The organism is Bacillus sp. 7894-2 (genome assembly GCF_002272225.1).
Lineage (GTDB): Bacteria > Bacillota > Bacilli > Bacillales > Cytobacillaceae > Cytobacillus.
In genome coordinates this window covers 1-23,756 of the sequence record NZ_NPDG01000083.1, presented here as the reverse complement: position 1 = coordinate 23,756, position 23,756 = coordinate 1, and the positions used below count along the sequence as shown (strand labels likewise).

Here is a 23,756-nt window from a genome sequence, read left to right as displayed (position 1 = left end):
TTCGCTGAGCATCCTGGAGCGGAAATCAACGGACAACATTGTGAGGCGAAAACAATAATTCATACGAAAATAGCTTCATAAAAAAATTTATGGGATAGCATAATCAGACACATTTCGAGCCGCATTTGGGGTATAATATTAACAAACGGGTGAAAAAGAGGATTGATATTTTGCTATTTAAAAGCCTAGAGTTCAAAAATGCTGTTGGACAGAAGGTAAAAATCACTGAAATTCCTGTATTGGCAAAAGATAGCCCTTATTATTTTATGATCCAAGTCCGTTTGAAAACATTCATTGCGGCCATTAACGCCAGTGAAAAGACAAGTAAGAATCATTCCTTCAGGGAATATCTTAAACGAGTCCTAAAATGGCCGGTTTATGAAGAGATTTTTAAGACTCCAGAATTAAAAAATAATGCTTAACAACATTGATGCCGGCTGCCTGCCGGCATTTTTTTGGCCAATTGAGGCGAAGTAAGAGAAGCTTTGTATTTTTTGCTTTATTTGTATTTTGCTTAAATGTATAATATGAACTAATTGTAAATGCAGGGAAGTGAAGGAATAATGGCTAAGATTAAAATTGTTACTGATTCTACAGTGGATCTATCAAGAGAACTGATTGAAGAATTCGATATTGAAGTCGTTCCTTTATCAATTCACATTAATGGGGATACATATTTGGATCGGGTAAATATTACTCCAGCTGAATTCATGAAAAAGATGAAGGAATCTGACGAACTGCCAAAAAGCTCACAGCCTCCAGCTGGTGTCTTTGCAGAGGTATATGACAGGTTGGGTGAGCAGGGCTATGAAATTCTTTCCATCCATATGACTGGCGGAATGAGTGGAACTGTCCAATCAGCTGAAAGTGCGGCAGCTATGTCACATGCAAATGTTACAGTGGTAGATTCCAGATATATTTCCAAAGCACTGGCCTTTCAAGTCTTGGAGGCTGCGAAAATGGCCAGGGAAGAGAAAAGTATTCAGGAGATTGTCAGCCGGCTGGAAACCGTGCGCGCTAACACTAAATTGTTTGTAGTAGTGGATACACTGGAAAATCTCGTTAAAGGCGGTAGAATCGGCAAAGGGAAAGCAATGATCGGATCTTTGCTGAATATTAAACCAATTGCATCGCTTGAAGGCGGGGTATACACACCTGTTGCTAAAGTAAGAAGCCATACTCAGGTTGCCAAATATTTGGCTAAACAATTTGCCGGAGATATTAAAGGGAAAACAATAAAAGGGGTAGGCCTTGTGCATGCAGAAGGTCTGGATTTAGCTTCTAAACTGAAAACGATGATTGAAGAACTGGATGCCGGTGCGGAGATTGAAATAGAAGAAACAACTCCAATTGTCAGTACACATACAGGACCCGGTGCAATTGGGTTTATGTATCACCTGGAAGATAAATAAAAAGGACGCATAGCACTCAGGCTATGCGTTTTTTTGCGAAATCAATTTTTTCTTTAATCATGGTCAAGAATAGTGAAATCAAAGACTTTTATCCTATTTGAAAATATTTGCCATTCTTGATTATCCCCGGAATAAAATGAATTATGGGGGTGTAGGGTTGAAGAGGAAAAATGTCTTGTTTTTTAGTGACTTTGGAATTGACGATTTTGTTGCGGTTATATTTTCCTTTTTCTCAGAGGAAATCAATATCGTTGGGATTGTAGCTGATTATGGAAATGTTTCCAGGGAGGATGCCGTCCGAAATGCTGCTTACCTTCGTGAATTAACCGGACAAAAAAATACTCCTGTATTCAGCGGAGCCGTATTGCCTTTAACCGGCGATGTTCCGGTATTTTACCCGGATGTTCATGGCATTGAAGGGCTCGGTCCGATTATTCCTAACCTGGAGAACTCCAATAACATGTTTGAAAACTTCGATGATTTTAAGGAACTGATCGAGAAGTATGAAAATGATATAACAATCGTTAATGTAGGCAGACTTTCTTCATTGGCAACGGCCTTTATCCTTTATCCGGCACTTATGAGTAAAGTCAGTGACTTTTATATTATGGGCGGGGCATTCAATGTTCCAGGCAATGTGACTCCAGTGGCTGAAGCAAACTTTTATGGGGACCCATATGCGGCTAATGTTGTGTTTGCCAATGCGCCGAAGAAAATTCATGTCTTTCCTCTGGATGTAACGATGTCTGCAATCATTACTCCGGCACTTATCGACTCTCTTGATGCCTATTATCAGAAAGTGGAAAATAAAGTCGGCTTAATTCTTAAGCCTATGGTTGATTATTATTTCAATTTTTATAAGGAAACCTACCCTGGCATTAGTGGAAGCCCCATGCACGATTTATTTACGTTGTGGGCAATGCTTGACGGGGCGGATCTTCAGTATCTGGATGTACCGGTGAAGATAATTACTGACAGAGGGGAGGCGTTTGGCCAGAGCATTGGTGAATTTAGAAATGTCCCTCCGGAAAACAAGATGAAATATCGGATACATCGGATTGCTGTGCAATTTAATTATTCAAATTTCATCAGGACATTTTATGAAATTATGACTAACAATAAAACGAAACCAACTCAATAATTTTTATCATCCATAATATCGAGATACTATTCACAAGTTTGTCATAAGTACTTCTTTCTTCTTTCATGAATATTTGCTAAAATTAGCAACGTATCTAATTAAAGCAGGTGAATGTATGAGAAAAAGAGTTTTTGCAATAATGGTTTCTGCTTTTATGCTTGCAGTGCTTTCAGCATGCGGACAGAGCGGTATAAAGGACGCGTTAAATTGGGAACTGGCTGATTTTACGTATACAAACCAGGATAATAAAGAATTTGGTTTAAAGGATCTTGAGGGCAAGGTTTGGGTAGCCGACTTTATTTTTACCAATTGCGAAGATGTATGTATGCCCATGACAGCTAATATGAAGAAGCTTCAGGATTTGGCTGAGAAGGAAGGCATAAAAAATATTGAATTTGTTTCATTCAGTGTAGACCCCAAAGTGGATACACCTGAAGTTTTAAAGGAATTTGCATCTACATACAATGCAGATTTCAGCAATTGGCATTTTCTGACCGGATATGAACAGGAAGAAATTGAGAAATATGCTATGGAATACTTCAAAACCATTGTGAAAAAGCCGCAAACAGGTGATCAGGTAATCCATGGAACAGATTTTTATCTTGTTGATCAGAATGGAAAAGTAATGAAATATTATACTGGTCTTAATGAAATTCCATTAGATGAAATTATGAATGATATTAAAGCATTGCAATAGACCTTGAACGAGGTCTATTTTTCTTTTCGGCTCTTGAATACTGCACGGACAATGCTAATTATTTTTAAATTTGAGTTGCATGTTATAATATGAATGAGAAAAATGGGCAGGTGATAGTATGATAAAAAAACTCACCCTCATCTTTTGGATCATGCTGCTTCTCGCCTCCTGCAGTTCAGTTCACCACAGCGATATCATTCATTCTGAAAAAGAATCCCGCCTGACAGTTAAAGAAGAAATTCCTTTGGATTTTTTTCCTCGAAACCTTACTGTTGCTGCAGTAGGTGACTCTTTAACCCAGGGGGTTGGAGACAGTACTGAACGTGGAGGGTACGTGCCATATCTTGAAATGTCACTGGAAAAAGACAAAAGTGTTCAAGACGCTGTTTTTTATAATTTCGGTGTAAAAGGCAATCGTTCCGATCAATTATTGAAGAAGCTGGGGACAGATGAAGTAAAAGATGTTGTGAAGGAAGCAGACGCGGTGATCATAACCATTGGCGGCAATGACGTTATGAAAGTAGTCCGTGAAAATTTTTCAAACCTAAAGCTGAGGGCTTTTGCCAAGGAAAAAGAAACCTATGAACAAAATCTGACTGAGGTTTTAGATTCGATAAAAGAGGTAAACCCAAATAGTAAAATTGTTTTAATAGGCTTATATAATCCCTTTTTAAAATGGTTTTCAGAAATAACGGAAATTAATGCTATTCTTGGAGATTGGAATGACACTAGCCGGGATATATTGAGAAATTATCCAGGGACTTATTTTGTTGAAATAGATGATATATTTGAAAATACCGATGATAATCTTTTATATACAGACTATTTTCATCCCAATGATAAAGGCTATGAATTAATAGCTGGACGGGTCCATCAAATACTCACAGAGGAAGTGCTGAAAGATATTCCGTATAAAAGGAAAGCTGAAGGAAATGGAGAGAAGTTGATTGAAAGATAGAAAATGGAAAAAGCTGTTTTTTACACTGCTGGCAATTAATGCACTCATTTTAACTGTGCTGTTTATTTTTATCAGTATACCGGCAGATGACGAAGACTACACAGCGATCACAGAGAATAGTGATAATTACGTTCCTTTTAACATAAAAGCCAATAAAGAAGATTTGAATAGAGTCATTAACCACTACCTTGAAAAAGAAGGGCTGACAGGAGCAATAGATTACAAGATCCTCCTAAACGATGAAGTGGATTTATATGGCACAATCCCTTTCTTCAGCCAGGATCTGCAAATGAAACTGTCATTTGAACCAGAAGCCTTGAAGAATGGAGATGTTGTTCTTCAGCAAAAGTCAATATCTGTCGGGCAGCTGAATCTTCCGGTTTCACATGTCCTGAAGCTGGTAAAAGACCGCTACAAACTTCCGGAAGGTGTTACCATTCAGCCGCAGAAAGAAAGAATCTATGTGTCACTGCAGGAAATGAAGCTGAAAAGTGATGTTAAAGTAAAAGTGGATGAATTTAATCTGAAACAGGATGATATTCGTTTTACCCTTCTTGTTCCGGTTAAATGAGAAAAGGGAATCCTTCCGCAGCTTTGGAGGGGTTCCCTTTTTTTGATGCTTAATTAGCAGGAAAGCGTTAGTCTGCAATGATAATTGCTTCCAGTTCAGGCTCTTTGACAACGGAACCTACTGCCAGCAAAGTGTAGGCCTGGTCTGCTTTAAATTGCATTCGAGGGATGGTCAGCACCACATTTGGAGTTCCGGCTATCCTGGCTTCCAAGTCGACAGTCATTGGAGTTAATGCGATGTACTTGCTTGCCTGGCTGAATGCGATATTGGGAAAAACAACGTCCCGGTTTTTTACGGCAATATCAACTGCTGGTGCATCGTGTGACAGGTGGACAAATCTGACTTTGGTTTCCCCGGGAGGCACTTCAGGCTGATCTTCTAATAGGGCAAGCTTAATGTTTGCTTCAATCCCCGCAGCTGCAATTGTATACACCTTACCTGCTTCAGTAATGTTTGGTCTGCTTACAAGTGCAGAGACCATGCTGCCGGCCGGATATATGTCTATCTGATGAGAGCCGGCAGGAAGCGTTGCATAACTGCTTACGTCTTTATATGAGAAGTCCTTTAAAATTCTCGTGCCGTTTATATAGATATCAATTGGACCGGAATCAGGGGAACCATGGAAAATCCGTACTTTTGTCTGCTGTCCCTGATGGGTATCGGCAGAAGGCGCCTTGTTTTTTGTACGCATTATTTGAAAAGCCTGATTGAGGCAATGCAGATGTTTATGATAATAAGTAATATGCTGTGCAGCATCAATGTATTTAAAATACTGAGCCAAAAGATCATATTTTACCGCTTTTTGTAAGTACCACTGCTGATTTCTCTCAGTAGGCATAATTCCCCCTCCTAAAATCTGCTTTAATACCATATGCTTCTCCCCGGGTGAATGCCACCTGAGGAAAATAAAGGGCTTTACTTCTGGTGCAATATTCCATATAATATAAATAAATAAACGAAAGCGGGTGATGTGCTATGAGAAGAGAACTTTATGCCAATACGTTCAGTGTAAATAATTCAGGCACAGCCCAAATGGAAATCGTTTAATCGAGCGGACCAGATTGTTTTTTCCTGCTTATTGAACTTTACTTGACCAGACCATGGGCTGATTGCCTATGGTTTTTTGTATGTAAAAATATTCGATAAGCATGGAGGAACAAACATTGACAATTAATAGACTTGGATTCGATCCCTTTTTTAAAGACGCTTTTTCAGCGTATGAAGAAAAAGAATATCAAATGGGCCGGGTGGCTTTAGAGCATAAAAGAATGTATCGTGTATGGACAGATAAGGGTGAAATGCTCTGTGAAGTATCAGGGAAATTTTCTTTCGAAGCATCATCAAGGGAGGATTATCCTGCTGTAGGTGACTGGGTTGTCATCAAAGAAAGAGCGTATGAACAGCGGGGTACCATTCATGCAGTCCTTCCAAGGAAAAGCAAATTTTCCAGGAAGGCAGCAGGGGTGAATACAGAAGAACAAATTGTAGCTGCTAATGTAGACACTATTTTCCTGGTTAATTCACTTAATGAGGATCTTAACTTAAGAAGAATGGAACGTTATTTGCTTTTGACATGGGAAAGCGGGGCAGCTCCTGTGATTATTCTTACCAAGGCTGACCTTTGTGAGAATCTGGAGGAAAAGCTTGCTGAGGTGGACACCGTTGCCATGGGTGTTCCTGTTATCTCAATCAGCGTGATGGAAGAGAAGGGGATTGACCTGCTTAAGCCGTTTTTGGAGCCTGGAAAAACAATCGCATTGCTCGGCTCTTCAGGTGTTGGAAAGTCCACACTTACCAATTATCTTCTGGGCGCGGAAAAACAAAAAGTCCAGGATATTAGAAGTGATGACAAAGGAAAGCATACAACTACTCACAGGGAACTCATCCTTCTTCCTGAAGGCGCCATATTGATTGACACTCCAGGAATGCGGGAGCTTCAGCTGTGGGAAAGTGAAAGCGGTCTTTCAGAAAGCTTCACAGATATTGAACAAGCCGCTGAAAACTGCAGATTCAGGGACTGTACACATGATAATGAGCCAGGATGCGCTGTGCATATGCTAATAGAAGAAGGAAGCATATCAAGGGCGCGTCTGAACAGCTACAAGAAGCTTCTCAAGGAACTCGCTTATCTGGATAGAAAGCAGGATAAACGAGCCCAATCTGAAGAACGCAAGCGCTGGAAAAAAATAAGTGCCGGAGCAAAGAATAAAAGAATATAAAAATTCAGAAACCTCTTCAATGAAGAGGTTTCTTTTGCATATAATGAATCTTTTCATTAATCTTATGTATATAGCTTTAAATCATCTTTATAAGGGAAAAAGTAAAAGATAGAAAAGTGCCGGAAAGAGGTGGAGCAGAATGACAGAGAAACAATACGAAAAGGCAACATTCGCAGGAGGCTGCTTCTGGTGTATGGTAAAGCCTTTTGATGAACAGCCTGGAATAAAAGAAGTGCTATCCGGTTATACCGGAGGCAATGTAAAGAACCCGACTTACCAGCAAGTCTGTTCGGAAACGACTGGCCATTATGAAGCGGTTCAAATCACATTTGATCCTGAGGTTTACCCATATGAAAAACTGCTTGAATTATATTGGCAGCAGATAGACCCGACAGATGAAGGCGGCCAGTTCTATGATCGCGGCCAATCCTATCAGACTGCAATTTTCTATCACAATGAAAAACAAAAGCAGTTAGCAGAAGAATCAAAACAAAAGCTTAAAGAAACAGGTCCATTTGCAAAACCGATTGTTACCAGGATTTTGCCTGCTTCAGACTTTTATCCTGCAGAAGATTATCATCAGCACTATTATAAAAAGAATCCGGAAAGATACAATGCCTATCAAACCGGCTCTGGAAGAAAGGCATTTATAAACAACCATTGGGGTGAAAAATAATGGCAAAAAACAGGGAAGAATTAAAGCAAAAACTCGATCCCATGCAATATGAAGTAACTCAGAATAATGGCACAGAGCCGCCGTTCCGCAACCAATATTGGAATGAATTTAAAGATGGAATTTATGTCGATATCGTTTCCGGCAAGGCTCTTTTCAGCTCAAAAGATAAATATGACGCAGGGTGCGGCTGGCCCAGCTTCACTAAGCCCATAGAGGATCAGGAAATTGAGGAAAAAGAAGACCGCACCCACTTTATGGTCAGAACGGAAGTGAGAAGTAAAACAGCGGATTCCCATCTTGGACATGTTTTTGATGATGGGCCGGGACCTGCGGGCCTCCGTTATTGCATTAATTCTGCTGCACTCAAGTTTATTCCTAAGGAAAAACTGGAGGAAGAAGGCTATGATGAATATTTGAAATTATTTACTAATGAAAATTAAGAAATGGATGGTGTTTTTATGTTCAAGAAATTATTTGGCAAAAAGGAAGCGGTCAAAGCAATTGAGATTAAGGCTGCTTTGACGGGTACAGCAGTTAATCTGGAAGAGGTGCCTGACCCTGTATTTGCAGAAAGAATGATGGGTGACGGTATTGCAATTGAACCTTCAGAAGGGGTTGTTGTTTCCCCGGTAAATGGAGAAGTAGTCCAAGTATTCCCTACCAAGCATGCCATTGGCATTCGTGCTGAAAATGGTGCCGAGGTGTTAATCCATATTGGCCTTGAAACGGTCTCCATGAAAGGGGAAGGATTCGAGACCCATATTTCAGAAGGCTCAAAGGTCAGCGAAGGCGATAAGCTTGTCACGTTTGATTTAGCAATGGTTAAAGAAAAGGCAAAAAGCACAGTTACGCCAATTATTATCACTAATGGCGACCAGGTTGCTTCTCTTGAGAAAAATGCAGCAGGAGCTGTAACGCGAGGTACTTCAACAGTAATGACAGTTACTGCGAAATAATGAGAAAAAGCCGCTGATAATATTGGCGGCTTTTTTCGAGTTATTTTTTTCAGTCTTTTTCTGTTTTTATCCTTCACTGTTCTGCCATGGTGAGGATGGAGGAAATTTGAATAACGGCATCGTCTGTACTGTTATTCACTGATTTTTCATTTGTCACAATGAATTTCACTAAATGTTGACTGTCTTCGAGACCGCTGACAATATATTGATATCTTTCTTTAGTCAGCGGCCACCAGGCAGATAAGGATGTAATAAACACATCATCAATGAAAACATCCATCTTCCCGCCTTTTTCACTGCGAATCATATCGACCCCAAGGAAAGTGCCGCTAAACTGATATTCAAGACTGTCTCCCGCCATGCTGCTCTCCCAAATGCCGTCTTTGTGAATAAATGATCCAGATATATCTGTAACATGAGGGATGGATGCTATTTCTATGTCCGCATTTTCATGAATGGGGGCAGAAAGCTCGGCAATTTCTGCCTGACTGCCGGCTAACTCTCTTATTTTCTTTATTAAGGTATCTGCATAGATTTTATAGCCGTGATCATTTGGATGGACCAAATCTTTTGTCAGTTCCTCTGCAGGTAATCCGGATAGTTCAAAAGGGTTTCTCATATCCACGTTTTTAGCGCCATAATGGTTAGAAATAAAAGAAATCGCCTGAACAAACTCTTCGTTATCCAGCGGGTTTTCTGTAATGGTTATGATCTCGGTGTCAGGGTAAAGCTGTTTTGTTTTCCGGATAAGCCCTTCGTAGAAATAAGAAAATTGCTTTTCATCCATATATTTGCGGTCATTCTCCCCAAATACGATAAAAGTTAAATCGATTTTCCCTAAATGTTCGGATTGCTGAAGCTTATATAAACCTTCAAAGGCAGTGGCTCCACTTTGGACGATGGAATGCCTTTTGGCTATAATCCCAAATTCACTATGCAGATGCTTCTCAAGCCTTGTAAACCATGCCGATGATTTGGAGGTCGCACCTGACCCCCTGCCAATGCTGTCCCCGATAATCAGGTAATTGATATTATCTTTTGACGACAGCTTTTGATACACGTTAGTTGGATTCGCCCCTTCAACTTTAGACAGGCTATCAAATAAATGATACAAACCATATATAAAAGTGATGATAAAAAAATATATGCCAATCTTCCTTCTCTTCATTGGTTTGAATCCCCCGCTTCTTTTCTCTTACGTTTATCGTACCCTATTAATGGCAAAGGGGGAAGGTTTTAAAATGGAGTTAGAGTGTTTTTTGAAAAAAATGGGCGTATGCACATGCGGGTCAAGTTCACCGTACATACATTAATATTGAAAATGCCCAAGAAATCTTGTTGAGGAGTGATTATTTATGTATAAAGGTGCAGTTGCTGGTGCTGGCTACGACCAATGTTATCCAGGATATGGCTATCCTGTTGCTGGTGCTCATTATGGAGGAGGGTATGGCGGTTTTGCATTGATCGTCGTATTGTTCATTCTATTGATTATTATCGGAGCATGCTGCTGCGGAAATTGGTAAAATAAATGGAATTTGTGAAGGCTGCTCGTAATGAGCAGCCTTTGTTTTTGGGGCAGTGTGTATTTGGTGAATTTTACATAAATTATTCTAAAGACGAACATTATGTAATTTTTTTATTTGATAGTTCGTAAAAATGTTGACCTCCACTTATGTATTTGATATAGTTACCTTTGGTTGATGAAATTAACGAATAATGCGTCTGGGGGAATAGGACGATGAATGCGAATTATGATGTGATTGTTGTCGGTGCTGGACCGGCTGGAATATTTACTTGTTATGAATTAACTCTTAAAATGCCTGAAGCAAAAATTTTATTAATTGATAAAGGCCATGATATTTATAAAAGAAATTGTCCGATTTTACAGAAAAAGATTTCGAAATGCCCGCCTGCAGCAGGAAGAAAAGAATTTGCAGGCTGCCTGCCCGCTTGTTCTATCACGAATGGATTTGGCGGAGCAGGGGCTTATTCAGATGGGAAATTTAATATAACGAGTGAGTTTGGCGGCTGGATGACCGATTATCTCCCGGACTCCCAGGTTGTTGATTTGATAAAATATGTTGACGAAATTAATTTGAAGCATGGCGCGACTGAAAGCATTACAGATCCAATGACTGATGAAGTGAGGGATATTGAGCGCCGCGGATATGCAGCAGGGCTTAAACTGCTTCGTGCGCAGGTCAGGCATTTGGGCACCGAGCAGAATCTAGAAATCCTAAAGAGCATTTATGAATATTTACGTGAAAAAATTGATATGTCCTATAAGACAGAGGTTGAAGATCTTATAACAGAGAAAACCCCTGATGGCCATCGGATTATGGGGGTCAAGCTTAAGTCCGGAAATGAAGTTCATGCTGATAAGGTGGTTGTAGCACCAGGGAGAGATGGATCAGTTTGGCTGGCAAACCTCCTGAAGTCACGCCGCTTGAAGATGATCAATAATCAGGTCGATATTGGCGTGCGGGTTGAAACTTCGGATATTGTCATGGAAGAGATCAATAAACATCTTTACGAAGGAAAGTTTACATTTAATACATCTGTCGGTACAAGAGTGCGTACATTCTGCAGCAATCCTTCCGGCCATGTTGTAGTGGAAAACCACTCAGGAATCATGCTTGCGAATGGCCATGCTTACAAAGACCCTAAGCTGGGAAGTACTAATACAAACTTTGCGCTGCTTGTATCCCATACATTCTCTGAACCGTTTGATAAGCCAAATGAATACGCGCATGAAATTTCAAGGCTTGCCAACAGCCTTTCAAACGGCGGAATCATTGTCCAAAAGTATGGAGATATATTAAAAGGGAGAAGGTCTACTGAGAAGCGGATTAAAGAAGGCTTCCTTGAGCCGACCTTAAAGGAAGCGGTCCCTGGAGACTTAGGCCTTGTGCTGCCATATAATACAATGAAAAGCCTGATTGAAATGACAGAGGCTTTAAACCATGTATCTCCTGGCCTTGCATCTGAACATACGCTATTCTATGGTGTGGAGGCAAAATTCTACTCTGCACGTCCCAAGTTGAATGACCGTTTCGAAACGGAAATCAGCGGACTTTATGTTGGCGGGGATGGTGCAGGCATTACCAGAGGACTTGCACAGGCGGGTGCCTGCGGTGTCTGGATTGCAAGGGATATTATCGAAAAGACAAGTAATGTACCTGGAAGAGAACCTGCATTGGTATAAAAATACAGGGGTTTGAAAGTATAATTTGGATTGAACAGAATGATGAAAATGACTTTTGAGCAGCCGCTATCCAGCGGCTGTTTTTTTTGCAGCGAAAAAATAGATCACTCTGCAAAATTCTTTTATGAAAGATTTCTTAAGTGACTTCATACAATTTACTATATTGCCATTTGGTAGAGAATATCTGCCTTGTAGAATTGAAGATTTGCTGTGAAAGGTCATGAAGCCATCGGCGGATATTGATTAGCCGCAGGCAAATTTCGTAATTATAGTTGGAGGGAGTACGCTGATGAACCAGTCGAACTTAATTAAGCCGATGCTTGATGCACAGTACCCGATCATTGATTATGGCAGGGGAGTTTATTTATATGATATGGACGGAAAGGAATACCTGGATGCATCATCCGGCGCAATAACGGCCAATATTGGCCATGGTGTGGAGGAAATCATTGAGGCAATGCATGAACAGGCGAAAAAAGTTTCTTTTGTATATCGATCGCAATTTACGAGCGGCGCAGCTGAAAAGCTTGCCCATAAAATAGCTGAGGCTGCGATCGGAGACTTGAATTGGAGCTTTTTTGTGAACAGCGGGTCTGAGGCCACTGAAACAGCTATGAAAATAGCGATTCAGTACTGGCAGGAAAAAGGCATTGTGACAAAAACAAAGGTGCTCTCAAGGTGGATGAGCTATCATGGCATAACCCTGGGAGCTTTATCAATGTCAGGACATACGGGCAGAAGGGCTCGCTTCATACCGCTGCTTGAGGATTTTCCTGTCATTCATCCTCCATATTGCTATAGGTGCCCCTACAATCTGGAAGCGCCTGAATGCGGTTATCTGTGTGCACATGAACTTGAAACCGTCATTAAACGGATAGGGCCAGACAATATTGCTGCGTTTATCGCAGAACCAGTCATTGGCGCTGCAGGCGGTGCCATTACCCCTCCAAAGGATTACTACCGGATAATCAAAGAAATTTGTGAGCGGTATGACATTTTATTTATTGCTGATGAGGTTATGACTGGTTTTGGGAGAACAGGCACAATGCTTGCCTGCGAGCATTGGAATATAAAGCCTGATATTGTCGCACTTGGAAAAGGAATGGGAGCCGGGTATGCTCCGATTGCAGCTGCACTTGTAAGCGATGAAGTAATGGAGCCCATACTGGCAGGTTCAAAAAGCATTATGAGCGGCCATACCTTGAGTGCCAATCCGCAGTCATGTGCAGTGTCCCTCGCAGTGCTTGAATATATTGAGAAAAACAATATTATCCCGGAAACAGAAAGCAAAGGAGTGTATTTAAGAAATAAATTGACTAAGCTGCAATCCAAATTTTCCTTTATTGGTGATGTAAGGGGAAAAGGGCTGATGGTCGGACTTGAATTTGTAAAGGATCCTCTGACAAAAGAGCCGTTTACAAAAAGCTTCGGTTTGACTCAGAGATTAATACAGGAAGCACAGGAACATGGTCTGCTTATTTACCCTGCAGGTGCGGGTACAAATGGCACAGACGGGGATGCCGTAATGATCGCACCGCCGCTGACTATTACTAAAAGGGAAATCGATGATCTGGTAAAGAGGTTTGAAAAGACTTTGCAGGTTTTCTCAGAAAATCATTTGATCCCTGATGAGGGAGAGGGTGAATAACAATGGAGAACACATTTAATAAGATTATTGAACTTGATGAGGCGATGAAGCATTTTCGGGACGGCATGATCATTATGTTTGGCGGCTTCGGCGGAATTGGCACCCCTCCGTCCCTTATCGACGGCATTTTGGATAATGGATTCAAAGATTTAACACTTATTGGCAATGATTCAGGCTTTCCCCATATTGGGATCGGGAAGGTGGTAAGCCAGGGAAGGGCGAAGAAAATGATTGCTTCTCATATTGGCTCAAATCCCGTTGCCGGCCAACTCATGACAGATGGGAAGATGGAAGTGGAATTTTCACCCCAGGGGATATTGGCTGAAAGAATACGTGCTGGCGGAGTCGGCATTCCTGCCATCCTTTCCGACATTGGCCTTGATAACGACATTGTGACCGGCAATAAGCAAACATGCAGCCTGGGCGGAAAAAAGTATCTTGTCGAGACGGCCCTGACTGCAGATATATCGATTGTTTTTGCTAAGAAAGCTGATCCTTACGGGAACTTAATTTTTGACAAAAGTGCCAGAAACACAAACCCGCTTGTCGCCATGGCTGGTGATATGACAATTGCGGAAGTGGAGGAAATTGTCCCGCTTGGCAGCCTGGATCCTGATGAAATTATAACACCGGGAGTTTTCGTTAATTATATCGTTCCATCGAAGGGAGTGAATTGGAAATGGGCATGGGAGTAGAGATTAGAAATCGTATTGCCAAACGTGCTGCGGAGGAAATCAAGAACGGGATGATTGTAAATCTCGGTATTGGAATCCCATCGCTTGTGCCCAATCATTTGCCTGACGGGACAAATGTAATGTTTCATGCGGAAAATGGCATTACAGGTATGGGGCCAAGTCCGGAGAAAGGGAAGGAAGATGAGAATCTATGTAATGCAGGAGGTTTTCCGGTTTCCATTGTAAAGGGTGCTTCATATTGCGACAGCACCATTGCATTCGGGATGATACGCAGAGGGCGAGTTGATATGACAATTCTTGGCTCCCTGGAGGTAAGCGGAAAAGGGGATTTGGCCAATTGGATTGTACCGGGGAAAAAAGTTCCCGGCATGGGCGGTGCAATGGAGCTTGCCCAAAAAGCAAGAAAAGTCATTGTCCTAATGAACCAGACAGACAAGTACGGGAACCCAAAAATTGTGGACGAGTGCACCCTGCCTCTTACATCAGCACGCTGTGTAAACATGATTATTACAGAGATGGCTGTCTTTCAAATATCAGCTCATGGACTCACACTGACTGACTTGTTTACGCCGCACTCTATAAATGAAGTCAGGGCAAAAACGGGCTGCAGTTTTACAATTGCTGAGAATGTGAGAGTGATTAATTGATAGATTTATTTCCCTTGGCCTTAATAAAGGAGTGAGAATATGAATGCTCATGCAAAGATTAAACGATGGCTGGAAGAAAATAAGCAAAGAGGAACAAGACTTCTTCAGCAACTGGTCCAGGAAGGCAGCATCCGCGGAAATGAAAGCAGTGCACAGGCCATCATCATAGAAAAATGCCGCAAACTTGGACTAACCCTTGATATTTGGGAAATCGGCAAGGAACAATTGATTAAGCATCCTGCCTTTTGTTCAGATCGAAAGGATTTTTCCGGAAATCCCAATGTGGTGGCTGTTTTGAAAGGAACAGGCGGAGGAAGGTCCATCATCCTCAATGGCCATATTGATGTCGTTCCGGAAGGAGACCGAAATGATTGGAAACATGATCCATTCAGCGGCAGAATCGAAGATGGAAAGCTATTTGGCAGGGGTTCGACCGATATGAAAGGCGGCACCGTTTCGCTCCTGCTTGCCATGGAAGCCATTATTGCGCTTGGAATCAAGCTTAAAGGAGATGTGATTTTTCAAAGTGTCATAGAAGAAGAAAGCGGCGGGGCTGGTACATTGGCAGCAGTCCTCAGGGGATATTTTGCCGATGGGGCAATCATTCCTGAACCGACTAATATGAAACTGTTTCCAAAACAGCAGGGCTCGATGTGGTTTCGGATATCAGTCAAAGGGCGTTCAGCTCACGGAGGAACCCGATATGAGGGCGTCAATGCCATTGAAAAAGCCATGTATGTGATAACAAAGCTTCAGGAGCTTGAGAAGGTAAGGAACCTTAAAATTGAAGACCCGCTTTATTCAAAGATCCCTATTCCGATTCCTATTAATATTGGAAAAATATACAGCGGAGAGTGGCCATCTTCCGTACCGGATATTGCTGTCATAGAGGGAAGGATGGGGGTAGCACCGGATGAAGAGATGAAATCTGCCGAAAAAGAGCTGGAGGATTGCCTGAAGGAAGCAGCCCAACATGATGGATGGCTTAAAAAGAATCCTCCTCAAGTTGAATGGTTTGGCGGACGCTGGCTGCCCGGTGATCTGGAACAGGATCATCCTTTAATGGCTGTATTATCCGAATCCTTTGAAACCGTAAAAGGAAAACAGCCGGCAGTTGAGGCATCACCTTGGGGCACGGATGGAGGCATATTATCCAAAGTAGGAAATACACCTGTTGTTGTCTTCGGGCCAGGTGTAACGGAAGCCGCCCATGATGTAAACGAATTTATTTTCTTAGAGGAAGTTTTTGATGCGGCTGAAATTATTGCTCTGGCCATACTGGAATGGTGCGGCACTAATCAGGGAGAGGGGAAATAAGGATGGGATCAATTAATATAAGAACAGAGCTGCCGGGACCAAAAGGGAAGGAATTATTGGCTAAAAAGGAGAAGAATGTTCCTAAGGGTCCATTTAACACGATGCAGACATTTGCTGCTAAAGGGGATGGAGCACTTCTGACAGATATAGATGGAAATACATTTCTTGATTTTGCGGGGGCCATCGGGACACTGAATGTTGGACACTGTCCGCCTAGGGTTATTGAAGCGCTGCATGCCCAAATTGACCAATATCTTCACCCATGCTTCCATGTCATGATGTATGAGCCTTATATCAAGCTGGCAGAGAAACTCAACAGCATTACACCAGGCAATCACAGCAAAAAAACCTTCTTTTTAAGCACCGGAGCAGAGGCGGTGGAAAATGCGGTTAAAATAGCAAGGAAATATACAGGCAGAAAAGGAATTATATCATTTGAAAGGGGCTTTCATGGCCGTACCTATATGTCCATGAGTTTAACGAGCAAGGTAAAACCGTATAAATATGAATTCGGGCCATTTGCGCCGGAAACGTATAAATGGCCTTATCCTTATTATTACCGCAGCGAGGGGCTGAAGGATAAAGACCATGATAATGCCCTGCTTAAGAGATTCGAAACGTTTTTTCTGAGCGAGGTGCCGCCTGAAGAAATCGCTGCTGTGATTATGGAGCCAGTTCAGGGTGAAGGAGGCTTCGTTATGCCGTCTTCCCATTTTGTAAAAGGTGTTAAAGAGCTTTGTGAAAAACATGGAATCCTTTTTATCGCTGATGAGGTACAGACAGGATTTGGCAGGACAGGCAAAATGTTTGCCATGGAGCATTATGATGTTGTGCCGGATCTTATGACCATGTCTAAATCGATCGGTGCCGGATTGCCGATCAGTGCTGTAACTGGAAGGGCAGATATAATGGATTCACCGAATATTGGTGAAATCGGCGGAACTTATGGAGGCAGTCCGCTAGGCTGTGCGGCTGCATTAGAAGTGATACGGACAATTGAGGAAGAAGGATTACTAGAAAGAGCAAATGAAATCGGAAGTCTTTTCACTGAAAAATTTTCTGATTTTCCTTTAAAATATAAGCAAGTGGGTGAAGTACGTTCTTTAGGAGCAATGTGTGCCATTGAATTTGTTAAAGATCAGGAAACAAAGGAACCTAATAAAGAAATTGTTCAGGAGATCCTGTCAAAGGCACACAAGCGCGGCCTCATCATAATGAGCGCCGGCTTATATGGCAATATTATTCGTTTGCTCAGTCCGCTTGTTACAACCAATGAACAGCTCAATGAAGGATTTTCCGTACTGGAAGAAGTAATAGGCGAATGCTGCACATAAGGAGGAATTCCAGTGAAACAACATTTATGGATCAGCGGAAATTTCAAGGAAACAGAGAATTACAAAGCATTAAAAAGCCCCTATAGCGGGGAGGTTATTGCAGAAGTCGCCATGGCAGCTCCTTCCGATGTGAAGTCAGCAATTGATGCGGCAGAACAATCCAGAAAAATAATGGCTGATATGCCTGCCCATAAACGGGCGGAAATACTGGAAAATGTGGTCGCCATCATGAAGGAGGAAAAAGAGGAGTGCGCAAAGATTATTGCGCACGAAGCTTCAAAGCCGATAAAGGCTGCCAGAGGAGAAGTTGACCGCACCATCATGACATATACCTTCGCTGCCCAGGAAGCGCGCAGACTTTATGGAGAAACAATCCCAATGGATGCCGCTCCGGGAGGCGAAGGCCGGGTCTCCTATACAGTACGGGAGCCTCTCGGGATTATTGGAGCCATCACGCCATTCAATTTTCCAATGAACCTGGTTGCGCATAAAGTGGGACCGGCTATTGCTGCCGGCAATACGGTTGTTTTAAAGCCTGCATCTCAAACGCCAATGTCGGCATACAAAGTTGCTGATATTTTTCACAGAGCAGGACTTCCTGCCGGAGCCCTGAATGTGGTAACCGGAAGTGGTGGAACCGTCGGAGATGTACTGGTTGCCGACGGACGCATATCGATGATTACTTTTACAGGCAGCCCGGAAGTAGGCAGGCAGATCCGCGAACATGCAGGCCTGAAGAGAGTAACGCTTGAATTGGGGTCCAATTCGGCAGTTGTTGTGGATGAGAATGCAGACGTGGAGAAAATTGTCCCGCGTATTGTGGCCGGGGCTTTTGCCTTCCAGGGTCAGGTGTGTATTTCCGTCCAGCGAATCTATGTACATGAATCTCTGTACCAGACATTTGCCGAGCGTTTTGTTGAGGAAGCCAAAAAGCTGAAAATCGGCGATCCGCTTAATGAGGATACGGATATTTCAGCGATGATCTCCAGGAGTGACACTGAACGCGCAGAGACCTGGATCAAGAGTGCCGTAGAAAGCGGAGCGGAGCTTGCGCTTGGCGGGAATGCAACAGATAATACGTTGTATCCGACCGTCTTGCTGAATGTTGATAAGAATGAAAAAATTTCTTGTGAGGAAGCATTTGCACCAGTTGTTCATATTAATTCATACAGCAGCTTTGATGAGGCGCTGGCACTTGTGAATGATTCAGACTTTGGCCTTCAGGCCGGTGTTTTCACCAATGATGTGAACAAAGCCTTCAAAGCAGCAAAAGAGCTTCATGTCGGAGGGGTAATGGTGAACGATTTCCCGACCTTCCGTGTAGACCACATGCCATATGGCGGTGTGAAAATGAGCGGTATGGGACGTGAAGGAATCAAATATGCTGTTGAAGAAATGACAGAGATGAAGCTGATCAGCTTTAAAATTGACTAAGATGAAAATGGAAGAATACTTAGCCGATAATATTGCTGTTTTGGCCGTTATTCTTTATGGTTTCATAATGCCTGGCCCTTTGGCCGGGCAGTTTTATTAAAAGAAGGGGGTCTTAGCAATGAATAATACAGCTTCTGTAAAAACACTAAAAAAAGAAGACTTTGTAGCCGAATTCTATCTTGATCCATTCAATAAACGATTAAGGATCGACGATTATGCAGGTGAATTGGCAGGTGCCGTCCATGAAGCAGAGAAAACAGCAAAAGAACACAAATGTGAGAAATTAATTTTCAGGGGAAGAGTTGAAAATTATTTAGATCTTCTTTCGATGGGTTTTCAGTGCGAGGCTGTTATTGACGGGTATTTCCACGGTTCTGATCAATACTTTTTCTGCAAGTATTTTTCAGATGAAAGAAGAACTAATGGGCACTGGATCTCTGAAGACAGCATTGTTAAAAATGTGACCGCCCTTGATAGAAACCCGGATGTCATTATGCCTCCTTCTGAATATCAGCTTATAAAAATAACGGAGCAGGATGCTGAAAAAATGGCTGAACTATACCGTGAAGTTTTTAAGATTTATCCAACACCTCTCCATGATCCCTCATATATAAAAAAAACAATCCGGGAGGGCACCATTTATTACGCTTTTCAGTATAAAGATGACCTAGTCAGTGCTGCTTCAGCGGAGATCAATCTTTTTTATAAAAACGCAGAACTGACAGATTGTGCGACACTCCCATCCCACCGTAAACATGGTTTAATGAAAATACTCCTCGAAAAATTGGAAAAAGATCTAAAATCGCAGGGTGTATTCTGTGCCTACTCCATCGCCAGAGCGCTGTCATTCGGTATGAACGCCGTTCTGCATCAGCTTGGCTATTCCTATCGGGGCCGTCTTCTTAACAACTGCTATATTTTCGATAAACTTGAGAATATGAATGTCTGGGTAAGGAATTTGGCCCATTCGGATTAACGGATCCTCAAAAAGAAGTGCCGAATTTTCGGCATAATCCTGACAGGTTTTCGGCACCCTGTCATATACATAAGCAGGGGGGATTTAATGATTGAAACTCAAAGTATTTCTAAAGAAGTTCTGGCCGCCATATTAAAAGGCATTGATGAAGGGATTCATGTAGTGGATTTGAATGGAATGACCATTTTTTATAATGAAATAGCTGCTAGACACGATGGTCTGGAGGTTTCCGAGGTAATCGGAAAACCTGTTCTGAAAGTCTTTCCTTCATTGGATAAAGAGACAAGCACTTTATTAAAGGTTATGAAAACAGAAACACCGATATATAATCAGACTCAGTCCTATGTAAACCTCCATGGTGCACAAATAGAAACCATCAATACCACTCTCCCTATAACTGTTAATGGGAAGGTAGCGGGAGCTGTCGAGATTGCCAAGGATTATTCCAGATTGAAGCTTCTTTCTGAAAGCCTTCTTGATTTGCGCAAAAAAATAAAACAGCCCCTCAAAAAAGCGGCTTTTGCCAATAATGTACAGTATACACTGGATAGCCTTCTCACAATAAATAAGGAAATGAAAAATATTAAAAAGGAAGCCGCTAAACTGGCAAAGTCCGATTCTTCCATTCTTGTGTTTGGGGAAAGCGGGTGCGGAAAGGAGCTCTTTGTTCAGGGGCTTCATCATGCTTCCTCAAGAACTGAAGGCCCATTTATTGCCCAGAACTGTGCAGCAATACCGGAGTCCTTGCTTGAAAGCATACTTTTTGGGACTGCTAAAGGAAGCTACACAGGAGCGGTAGACCGGCCGGGGTTATTTGAATTAGCCGATGGCGGGACACTTTTTCTCGATGAAATACACGCCATGCCGATTGAGCTGCAGGCTAAACTGCTGAGAGTGCTTGAGGATGGCATTGTCCGAAGAGTAGGAAGTCCGAAAAGCTCACAGGTCAATGTACGGGTGATTGCAGCCATGAATATCCATCCAATGGAAGCACTTGAGAAGAACCAAATGAGAAAAGACTTATTTTACCGCTTAAACGTTCTCACTTTTGGTCTCCTGCCTCTTAGGGAGAGAAAGGAAGATATTGAATTTCTTGCCCATCATTTTATTAAGCGATTTAATCACGTGTTAAAAAAAGGACTTTCAGGAATCGGGGATGATGTGCTGGCGTTTTTCAGACAATACCATTGGCCCGGAAACGTCAGGGAATTAAAGCATACAATCGAGTACATGATGAATGTCTGTGAAGGAGACTTTCTAAAAGCTGAGGATTTGCCAGTTATATTGAAACAGCAGCTTCAAAAGAATAAACAGGATTTTTCACTGAAAGTCCAGCCATTAAAAGCGAGTATGCAAAAGCAGGAAAAAGCTTTAATCGAAAAAGCTCTTCAAGAAACAAACGGAAATATAAAAAAAGCCGCAAAGCTATTGGAGGTGCCCCGTCAGACACTGCAATATAAATTGGCCAAGTATAATATTGAAATGAATAACAGAGTCCTGGAAAAAAGTGCCGAGTAATCGGCACTTTTTTGTTTTATCGGAAATGAAAGTATCCCTTAACTTGCAAATAATCGCCAATTCTGAAGGGGTTTCATATGATAGTACGAAATATTCTGAATTGGCATGAAACTTGCAATATGTATTTAATAGAAATTCATATAGGGGGAATAGAGATGAAGAACTTTTTATATAAACCGGATCGGCATTGGAAAGATATTGAGCTATGGAAAGACGTCACAGAAGAACAATGGAATGATTGGCTCTGGCAGCTGACGAACACCATTCGGACAGTTGATGATTTGAAAAAGGTGATTAATCTTACACCAGAAGAGGAGGAAGGAGTCAGGATTTCTGCAAAGACCATCCCTTTAAATATTACACCTTATTATGCTTCACTAATGAATCCGGATGACCCTCGGTGTCCGGTGAGGATGCAATCCGTCCCTATTTCAAATGAAATCTATAAAACTAAATATGATCTTGAAGATCCGCTGCATGAGGACGAAGACTCCCCAGTTCCGGGGTTAACACACCGCTACCCTGACCGGGTCTTATTTTTGGTAACAAATCAATGTTCAATGTATTGCCGTTATTGTACAAGAAGAAGATTTTCCGGACAAATCGGCATGGGTGTACCGAAAAAACAGCTGGATGCGGCGATCAGCTATATCAGGAGTGCTCCTCAGGTTCGAGATGTTCTCATTTCCGGTGGAGACGGACTTTTGATCAATGACAATATACTTGAATACATTCTGAAAAATTTACGTGAAATCGATCATGTTGAAATCATCAGAATCGGCACGAGAGCTCCAGTTGTATTTCCCCAGCGGATCACCGAGAATTTATGCAATATCCTGAAAAAGTATCATCCGGTGTGGCTAAATACACATTTTAACACTTCCATTGAAATTACCGAGGATTCTAAGCGAGCTTGTGAGATGCTGGCAAATGCCGGTGTGCCTGTGGGGAATCAATCCGTCATTTTGGCAGGCATAAACGACAGCGTTCCTATTATGAAAAGACTAATGCATGACCTTGTTAAAATCCGGGTTCGTCCTTATTACATTTATCAATGTGATCTTTCTGAAGGCATTGGCCATTTCCGCGCTCCGGTTTCGAAGGGGCTTGAAATTATTGAAGGGTTGAGGGGACATACATCGGGTTATGCTGTTCCGACTTTTGTGGTCGATGCGCCTGGCGGAGGCGGGAAGATTTCACTGCAGCCGAATTATTTGATCTCGCAAAGTGCTGACAAAGTGGTCCTCCGCAATTTCGAAGGTGTAATCACCACGTATCCTGAGCCTGAAAACTATGTCCCAGGCCGTGCAGAAGGCTACTTTAAAGAAATTTATCCTGATATGGATGAGAAAAAATCAAATGTGGGCATTGCCGCGCTAATGAATGACCAGCAGTTCAACCTGGTGCCAGAAGGCCTGGCAAGGCTGGATCGCCGCGACAAATATGACAGCGATCCAGAGCACATTTCTTTGAAAGATAAGCGGGGCAAACGGGATGAATTAAAGGAAAAGAAATTCAATGCCCAGCAGACAAAGCAGAGCCCTGCAGCAGAAGCGGGCTCACAAGCTGCGGCTGCCAAGGAATAGGAGGACAGGAATGGGAAGTAAATGTGCATGGTGTGAAAGCCAAAATATTAATGAAAGCAGCGAAACAGTTTATTGGGAGCTTCCTGATGGAACAAGGGCCATCCAAATAAATGAGACACCTTCCATTTCCTGCAGGGATTGTGATATGGTTTACCAGTCAGATGAGCTTGTTAAGACGATTGAGGACCAGCTATTTTTAATTGATGTGAAGAATATCGGAAAAGAAATAAATTACGAAAAATTGATGGAGCAGCCAAGGCTGCTGAAGCGAAATTATTTTGATTTCTCTTCCTATGATAAGTGAGAAAAAGAGGCAGCCCGCAGATATGCGGGCTGTTTTTTAAATGTATTAGTAGACGGGCTTAGCATAATTCGATTATAGTAGAAAATAAATTAATGATCGACAGAATAAAAAGGAAGGCGTTAATATGTCAAAAACTTTCTATCACTTTTTAATGAAATACAGGCATCCAGCACCAAAAGACAACATCAGCCGTTTTGCCAATGACGCATATGAAGACCACAGCTTTCCAAAAACGTCATATGATTACGAAGAAATTAGTTCCTATCTGGAGTTGAACGGTTCATACATGGAAAGCATGTCTGTATTTGATGAAGCCTGGCAATTGTATGTCCTTATTGAAAGCTGAATGAACATTTTGAAACACTCCTGCTCTGGAGTGTTTTTTTATTTTGCTGTTTTCTTAAAGTCTGTTGTATTTAATATTTTAGTCTAATTTACTGAGTTGATCTTCGCTGTGGACAC

The 23,756-nt window shown here is 41.9% G+C and carries 25 protein-coding genes; 23 read left to right on the top strand and 2 right to left on the bottom strand.

What is annotated here, in order from left to right; all coding sequences use genetic code 11:
* The first annotated feature begins 170 nt into the window (after positions 1–170).
* The 6 genes from CHI10_RS12345 (at position 171) to CHI10_RS12320 (ending at position 4,779) form a co-directional block, all read left to right on the top strand.
* The gene (locus tag CHI10_RS12345) at positions 171–422 is read left to right on the top strand and encodes a DUF2535 family protein (protein WP_095244577.1); all 252 of its coding nucleotides are present in this window, start codon (positions 171–173) and stop codon (positions 420–422) included.
* Between the two features lie 141 nt (positions 423–563).
* Positions 564–1,412, top strand: a complete 849-nt coding sequence (locus CHI10_RS12340) for a DegV family protein (protein WP_095244576.1) — start codon at positions 564–566, stop codon at positions 1,410–1,412.
* A 136-nt stretch (positions 1,413–1,548) separates the two neighbouring features.
* Positions 1,549–2,553, top strand: coding sequence for a nucleoside hydrolase (locus CHI10_RS12335; protein WP_370460329.1), 1,005 nt, complete (start codon positions 1,549–1,551; stop codon positions 2,551–2,553).
* Positions 2,554–2,668: 115 nt separating this feature from the next.
* Positions 2,669–3,250 carry an SCO family protein gene (locus CHI10_RS12330; protein WP_095244574.1) on the top strand — a complete coding sequence of 194 codons (582 nt, stop codon included), beginning with the start codon at positions 2,669–2,671 and terminating at the stop codon, positions 3,248–3,250.
* 118 nt (positions 3,251–3,368) lie between these two features.
* Positions 3,369–4,208 (top strand): SGNH/GDSL hydrolase family protein, encoded by an 840-nt coding sequence (locus tag CHI10_RS12325; RefSeq protein ID WP_095244573.1) that lies wholly within the window; start codon positions 3,369–3,371, stop codon positions 4,206–4,208.
* On the top strand, positions 4,198–4,779 hold the full coding sequence (locus CHI10_RS12320) for a YpmS family protein (protein ID WP_095244572.1): 582 nt from the start codon (positions 4,198–4,200) through the stop codon (positions 4,777–4,779). The genes CHI10_RS12325 and CHI10_RS12320 overlap by 11 nt, the downstream gene beginning before the upstream one ends.
* A 67-nt stretch (positions 4,780–4,846) precedes the next feature.
* Here the strand turns inward: CHI10_RS12320 and CHI10_RS12315 are convergent, their stop codons facing one another.
* On the bottom strand, positions 4,847–5,617 hold the full coding sequence (locus CHI10_RS12315; protein ID WP_095244571.1) for a DUF4397 domain-containing protein: 771 nt from the start codon (positions 5,615–5,617) through the stop codon (positions 4,847–4,849).
* Positions 5,618–5,942: 325 nt separating this feature from the next.
* Here CHI10_RS12315 and rsgA point away from each other — a divergent pair, with 325 nt between their 5' ends.
* The 4 genes from rsgA (at position 5,943) to CHI10_RS12295 (ending at position 8,630) form a co-directional block, all read left to right on the top strand.
* Positions 5,943–6,998, top strand: coding sequence for a ribosome small subunit-dependent GTPase A (gene rsgA, locus CHI10_RS12310; protein WP_095244570.1), 1,056 nt, complete (start codon positions 5,943–5,945; stop codon positions 6,996–6,998).
* A gap of 139 nt (positions 6,999–7,137) precedes the next feature.
* Positions 7,138–7,674 (top strand): peptide-methionine (S)-S-oxide reductase MsrA, encoded by a 537-nt coding sequence (gene msrA / locus CHI10_RS12305; protein WP_095244569.1) that lies wholly within the window; start codon positions 7,138–7,140, stop codon positions 7,672–7,674.
* Positions 7,674–8,114, top strand: a complete 441-nt coding sequence (gene msrB, locus CHI10_RS12300; protein ID WP_095244568.1) for a peptide-methionine (R)-S-oxide reductase MsrB — start codon at positions 7,674–7,676, stop codon at positions 8,112–8,114. The genes msrA and msrB overlap by 1 nt, the downstream gene beginning before the upstream one ends.
* Positions 8,115–8,132: 18 nt before the next feature.
* The gene (locus CHI10_RS12295) at positions 8,133–8,630 is read left to right on the top strand and encodes a PTS sugar transporter subunit IIA (RefSeq protein ID WP_095244567.1); all 498 of its coding nucleotides are present in this window, start codon (positions 8,133–8,135) and stop codon (positions 8,628–8,630) included.
* A 73-nt stretch (positions 8,631–8,703) separates the two neighbouring features.
* Here the strand turns inward: CHI10_RS12295 and CHI10_RS12290 are convergent, their stop codons facing one another.
* The gene (locus CHI10_RS12290; RefSeq protein WP_095244566.1) at positions 8,704–9,798 is read right to left on the bottom strand and encodes an SGNH/GDSL hydrolase family protein; all 1,095 of its coding nucleotides are present in this window, start codon (positions 9,796–9,798) and stop codon (positions 8,704–8,706) included.
* Positions 9,799–9,985: 187 nt separating this feature from the next.
* Between CHI10_RS12290 and CHI10_RS12285 the strand changes: the two genes are divergently transcribed.
* The 13 genes from CHI10_RS12285 to CHI10_RS12225 all read left to right on the top strand — a co-directional run bounded on the left by CHI10_RS12285 (position 9,986) and on the right by CHI10_RS12225 (position 23,640).
* Positions 9,986–10,153: a YjcZ family sporulation protein gene (locus CHI10_RS12285; protein WP_095244565.1), complete on the top strand. Its 168-nt coding sequence runs from the start codon at positions 9,986–9,988 to the stop codon at positions 10,151–10,153.
* A gap of 215 nt (positions 10,154–10,368) precedes the next feature.
* Positions 10,369–11,835 carry an NAD(P)/FAD-dependent oxidoreductase gene (locus CHI10_RS12280; RefSeq protein ID WP_095244564.1) on the top strand — a complete coding sequence of 489 codons (1,467 nt, stop codon included), beginning with the start codon at positions 10,369–10,371 and terminating at the stop codon, positions 11,833–11,835.
* Positions 11,836–12,124: 289 nt separating this feature from the next.
* The gene (locus tag CHI10_RS12275; RefSeq protein ID WP_095244563.1) at positions 12,125–13,483 is read left to right on the top strand and encodes an aspartate aminotransferase family protein; all 1,359 of its coding nucleotides are present in this window, start codon (positions 12,125–12,127) and stop codon (positions 13,481–13,483) included.
* A gap of 2 nt (positions 13,484–13,485) precedes the next feature.
* The gene (locus CHI10_RS12270) at positions 13,486–14,178 is read left to right on the top strand and encodes a CoA transferase subunit A (RefSeq protein ID WP_095244562.1); all 693 of its coding nucleotides are present in this window, start codon (positions 13,486–13,488) and stop codon (positions 14,176–14,178) included.
* Positions 14,163–14,825 carry a 3-oxoacid CoA-transferase subunit B gene (locus tag CHI10_RS12265; protein ID WP_095244561.1) on the top strand — a complete coding sequence of 221 codons (663 nt, stop codon included), beginning with the start codon at positions 14,163–14,165 and terminating at the stop codon, positions 14,823–14,825. The genes CHI10_RS12270 and CHI10_RS12265 overlap by 16 nt, the downstream gene beginning before the upstream one ends.
* Before the next feature lie 39 nt (positions 14,826–14,864).
* Entirely contained in the window at positions 14,865–16,142 is a 1,278-nt protein-coding gene (locus tag CHI10_RS12260) for a peptidase (RefSeq protein ID WP_095244560.1), read from the top strand.
* Positions 16,143–16,144: 2 nt separating this feature from the next.
* The gene (gene gabT / locus CHI10_RS12255; protein ID WP_095244559.1) at positions 16,145–17,476 is read left to right on the top strand and encodes a 4-aminobutyrate--2-oxoglutarate transaminase; all 1,332 of its coding nucleotides are present in this window, start codon (positions 16,145–16,147) and stop codon (positions 17,474–17,476) included.
* Positions 17,477–17,488: 12 nt separating this feature from the next.
* Positions 17,489–18,910 carry an aldehyde dehydrogenase family protein gene (locus tag CHI10_RS12250; protein ID WP_095244558.1) on the top strand — a complete coding sequence of 474 codons (1,422 nt, stop codon included), beginning with the start codon at positions 17,489–17,491 and terminating at the stop codon, positions 18,908–18,910.
* A gap of 118 nt (positions 18,911–19,028) precedes the next feature.
* Positions 19,029–19,886 (top strand): putative beta-lysine N-acetyltransferase, encoded by an 858-nt coding sequence (ablB, locus tag CHI10_RS12245; RefSeq protein ID WP_095244557.1) that lies wholly within the window; start codon positions 19,029–19,031, stop codon positions 19,884–19,886.
* 87 nt (positions 19,887–19,973) lie between these two features.
* A complete protein-coding gene (locus CHI10_RS12240; protein ID WP_095244556.1) occupies positions 19,974–21,404 on the top strand; it encodes a sigma-54 interaction domain-containing protein in 1,431 nt (476 codons plus the stop codon).
* Between the two features lie 155 nt (positions 21,405–21,559).
* Positions 21,560–22,990, top strand: a complete 1,431-nt coding sequence (gene kamA / locus CHI10_RS12235; RefSeq protein WP_095244555.1) for a lysine 2,3-aminomutase — start codon at positions 21,560–21,562, stop codon at positions 22,988–22,990.
* Between the two features lie 10 nt (positions 22,991–23,000).
* Positions 23,001–23,294, top strand: coding sequence for a YokU family protein (locus CHI10_RS12230; protein WP_095244554.1), 294 nt, complete (start codon positions 23,001–23,003; stop codon positions 23,292–23,294).
* Positions 23,295–23,418: 124 nt separating this feature from the next.
* Positions 23,419–23,640: a YozE family protein gene (locus CHI10_RS12225; protein WP_095244553.1), complete on the top strand. Its 222-nt coding sequence runs from the start codon at positions 23,419–23,421 to the stop codon at positions 23,638–23,640.
* Positions 23,641–23,756 lie beyond the last annotated feature (116 nt).

Bases quoted from the DNA above. Each gene is read 5' to 3' on its own strand.
- CHI10_RS12340 (WP_095244576.1), top strand. From the start codon at position 564: ATGGCTAAGATTAAAATTGTTACTGATTCTACAGTGGATCTATCAAGA.
- CHI10_RS12335 (WP_370460329.1), top strand. From the start codon at position 1,549: ATGAATTATGGGGGTGTAGGGTTGAAGAGGAAAAATGTCTTGTTTTTT.
- CHI10_RS12330 (WP_095244574.1), top strand. From the start codon at position 2,669: ATGAGAAAAAGAGTTTTTGCAATAATGGTTTCTGCTTTTATGCTTGCA.
- CHI10_RS12325 (WP_095244573.1), top strand. From the start codon at position 3,369: ATGATAAAAAAACTCACCCTCATCTTTTGGATCATGCTGCTTCTCGCC.
- CHI10_RS12315 (WP_095244571.1), bottom strand. From the start codon at position 5,617: ATGCCTACTGAGAGAAATCAGCAGTGGTACTTACAAAAAGCGGTAAAA.
- msrA (WP_095244569.1), top strand. From the start codon at position 7,138: ATGACAGAGAAACAATACGAAAAGGCAACATTCGCAGGAGGCTGCTTC.
- msrB (WP_095244568.1), top strand. From the start codon at position 7,674: ATGGCAAAAAACAGGGAAGAATTAAAGCAAAAACTCGATCCCATGCAA.
- CHI10_RS12295 (WP_095244567.1), top strand. From the start codon at position 8,133: ATGTTCAAGAAATTATTTGGCAAAAAGGAAGCGGTCAAAGCAATTGAG.
- CHI10_RS12290 (WP_095244566.1), bottom strand. From the start codon at position 9,798: ATGAAGAGAAGGAAGATTGGCATATATTTTTTTATCATCACTTTTATA.
- CHI10_RS12285 (WP_095244565.1), top strand. From the start codon at position 9,986: ATGTATAAAGGTGCAGTTGCTGGTGCTGGCTACGACCAATGTTATCCA.
- CHI10_RS12280 (WP_095244564.1), top strand. From the start codon at position 10,369: ATGAATGCGAATTATGATGTGATTGTTGTCGGTGCTGGACCGGCTGGA.
- CHI10_RS12275 (WP_095244563.1), top strand. From the start codon at position 12,125: ATGAACCAGTCGAACTTAATTAAGCCGATGCTTGATGCACAGTACCCG.
- CHI10_RS12270 (WP_095244562.1), top strand. From the start codon at position 13,486: ATGGAGAACACATTTAATAAGATTATTGAACTTGATGAGGCGATGAAG.
- CHI10_RS12265 (WP_095244561.1), top strand. From the start codon at position 14,163: ATGGGCATGGGAGTAGAGATTAGAAATCGTATTGCCAAACGTGCTGCG.
- CHI10_RS12260 (WP_095244560.1), top strand. From the start codon at position 14,865: ATGAATGCTCATGCAAAGATTAAACGATGGCTGGAAGAAAATAAGCAA.
- gabT (WP_095244559.1), top strand. From the start codon at position 16,145: ATGGGATCAATTAATATAAGAACAGAGCTGCCGGGACCAAAAGGGAAG.
- ablB (WP_095244557.1), top strand. From the start codon at position 19,029: ATGAATAATACAGCTTCTGTAAAAACACTAAAAAAAGAAGACTTTGTA.
- CHI10_RS12240 (WP_095244556.1), top strand. From the start codon at position 19,974: ATGATTGAAACTCAAAGTATTTCTAAAGAAGTTCTGGCCGCCATATTA.
- kamA (WP_095244555.1), top strand. From the start codon at position 21,560: ATGAAGAACTTTTTATATAAACCGGATCGGCATTGGAAAGATATTGAG.
- CHI10_RS12230 (WP_095244554.1), top strand. From the start codon at position 23,001: ATGGGAAGTAAATGTGCATGGTGTGAAAGCCAAAATATTAATGAAAGC.
- CHI10_RS12225 (WP_095244553.1), top strand. From the start codon at position 23,419: ATGTCAAAAACTTTCTATCACTTTTTAATGAAATACAGGCATCCAGCA.